This window comes from Streptomyces sp. NPDC052042, from assembly GCF_044548345.1.
Taxonomy (GTDB): Bacteria; Actinomycetota; Actinomycetes; order Streptomycetales; family Streptomycetaceae; genus Streptomyces.
Genome location: NZ_JBIUBU010000031.1, coordinates 1 through 2,427, shown reverse-complemented (window position 1 = coordinate 2,427; position 2,427 = coordinate 1). Strand labels below are relative to the sequence as shown.

At 67.3% G+C, this 2,427-nt stretch carries 2 protein-coding genes and 2 pseudogenes; 2 read left to right on the top strand and 2 right to left on the bottom strand.

The annotated features are described in order from the left end of the window. Positions 1-174 precede the first annotated feature (174 nt). Positions 175-422 (bottom strand): annotated as a pseudogene (locus ACIHCL_RS32130) (winged helix-turn-helix domain-containing protein); the annotation flags it as partial. Between ACIHCL_RS32130 and ACIHCL_RS32125 the strand changes: the two are divergent. Both ACIHCL_RS32125 and ACIHCL_RS32120 read left to right on the top strand, forming a co-directional pair. Further along, the gene (locus ACIHCL_RS32125; RefSeq protein ID WP_399867549.1) at positions 370-735 is read left to right on the top strand and encodes a Tn3 family transposase; all 366 of its coding nucleotides are present in this window, start codon (positions 370-372) and stop codon (positions 733-735) included. The pseudogene ACIHCL_RS32130 and the gene ACIHCL_RS32125 sit on opposite strands and share 53 nt — an antisense overlap. 75 nt (positions 736-810) lie before the next feature. Next, entirely contained in the window at positions 811-1,572 is a 762-nt protein-coding gene (locus ACIHCL_RS32120) for a GNAT family N-acetyltransferase (protein WP_399867548.1), read from the top strand. A 671-nt stretch (positions 1,573-2,243) separates the two neighbouring features. On the opposite strand, the pseudogene ACIHCL_RS32115 reads toward ACIHCL_RS32120, so the two are convergent. Next, positions 2,244-2,427: pseudogene (locus ACIHCL_RS32115) on the bottom strand (IS630 family transposase); the annotation flags it as partial.

The following is a 2,427-nucleotide window of genomic DNA, read 5'->3' as shown; positions in this document are numbered from 1 at the left end:
GCCGGCCCCGGCCCGGGGGGGGGGGGGCGCCGGCGGGGGGGGGGGGGGGGGGGGGGGGGCCCCCCCGGGCCGGGGGGGGGGGGGGCCCGGCCCCCCCCCCACGGCGCCTCTCGTCCCAGGGGGACGACGTCTCACCAGTCCAGGTAGCGTTCAGGCCCGCCCTCGCGCTGAACCGCCCCGGGTGCGGCCGGTGATCTGGTCGGAGCGGATGCCGACCTGGTCGGCGAAGAGGATCTCGCCGCCGTCCTGCTTCGCCTTCACGCGGATCTTCGGCCAGGTCTCCCGATGCCAGCGCCGGACGGCCTCGGGGTCCTGCCCGACGGCCCGCTCGTCCGGGCGCTGGAAGGACAGCCCCACCGCTTCAGATACATGCCCACCCCCGGTTCGGTCAGCCGCACCCGGTACAGCTTCGCGATCAGATCGACGGCGACAGATGCCGCGCGTCCCCCACCAGATCGCTCACACCCGCCCAACGACCCAGAACCCAAACCGTTTCTGATCAATAACACCCTGGACATCGCCGACATCGTCCGTGAGCTCCAGGCCGAGGGCTGGAAGATCGAGCCGGAGGACCTGGCGGAGATCTCCCCGTACCTGACCGAGCACATCATGCGGTTCGGCGAATACTCCACCCACGAGCTCAGCGACACGCCAGAGGCGTACGAAGTGCACCTCGACGTCGACCTCACCCAGCTCGACGCCGACGCGGGCCCCGAAGCGGAAATGGCGGCCTGAAGGTCCCCGAGAAGCCTTCTCCCCGCCGGGGTAATTCATAGGCGGCCATGGTCCATGGCTGCCTACGCTCCCCCCATGCCAAACTCAGAACTGCAGCGGATCAACTCCTTCCTGTCGGCCTTCGCCCGCCGCCAGGCCGCGCGCATCGTCGACCTCCCGGGCGGGTTCGCCGTATATGACGACGCCTTCGCGCATTCCCGCGCGAACAACCAGGTCATCATCGACACGGCCGTTGACTCCGAGGCGGTGCCCGCCATCGCGGAGGAGGCACTGGGGCATCTGCCTCACCGACTGATCTCCATCCTTGACGACGAAGTCGGAATGGCGTGCGCAGAGCCGCTGATCCGGGCCGGATACACCCACTCCACCTATCTGGTCATGCTGCATGCCGGCCCGGTGCCGGCCAGCGGGCCCGCGGAGGAGATGAACCTCGACGCGATACGTATCCCACTCACCCAGCGATGGCGGGGCCTTCTTCCGGACGTCGACGACGAGGTCCTACGCCATCTCGTCGACCGACGCGAGGCTCGCCGCCGCGGGGCCGACGTCGTTCACTTCCTCGGTGCCCGCACGGAGGAGGGCGAGGTCGCGTCATGGGCCGACCTCTATCTGGACCCGGCAACTGGCATAGCCCAGATCGAGGACCTGATCACCTCGGAGGCCCACCTCAGGCGAGGTTACGCGGATGCCGTCCTGACCACCGCCTTGCGCCTGGCCGCCGACAAGGACTGCGATACCCGGTTCCTGACCGCTGATGCGACGGACTGGCCACGACACTGGTACGAGCGCCGCGGCTTCTCCGTCATCGGCCACTCTCACTGCTTCGAACGGGGCTGATTGCGAGACACCAGGTGACGGTGACAGGACGCCTGTGATCCTCAACAAACCATCGATTCTTGAGGATCCGGAACCGGCCCGTACGGACCCCGGATCTCCTTCAAGAACTCCTTCAAAAACCCTGGTGCTTCAACAACCCCAGACCATCGTTTCTTGAGAAGATTCGGGGGTGAGCGCACCTTCCGAGTCCTTTGAGCTCCTCGTTGCCGAGCCTGCTGTACGGACCGACATCAGGATGGGGTGCCGGTAAGAACGCTGTCACCAGCCGCAAACGACGGATGTCACGTCAGGCGACGTGCGGCGGGATCACGTTCCGCGACGTGTCGGGCGACCGCGTCGACGCCGGGACGGGCGTACCGCTCCAGAGAGCGGACGGAGGCGTGGCGGGAGCGGGCCAGCAGCATCGGCGTGGACGTGCCGTCTTCGGCGTCGTGTGTGAGGGCGCTGTGGCGGAGCCGGTGGAGGGTCCAGCCGTCCAGGTCCTCGATGTCTTCGGGTGAGGCGAGCGGGTTGGCCAGCAGCCGGGTGTTCCCTGCCCCTTGCTCAGACGCGAACCAGACTTGCTCACCTCATTTCCCTACATTCTTGGAACTCGGGGCGCCTACCCCATCGGCGGAGCCGGGGCCGGGCAGGTCAAGGGAACCCACTTATTGATCAGAAACTCATTGGGTTCACTCGTCGAGGATGTATTGGACGTGCGGGGCTTTGAAGTAGCTGGTGGCGATGTGGGGCTGGCGCTGTCGGCGGTGGAAGAACCTGCGGGTTTCAGTGGTGAGTTCGGCCCGGTTTCTGGCCCGCTGGGTGTGGGGCAGGCTGCGTTTGAGGTCGGCGTTGACCAGCTCGTCCGGGTTCAGC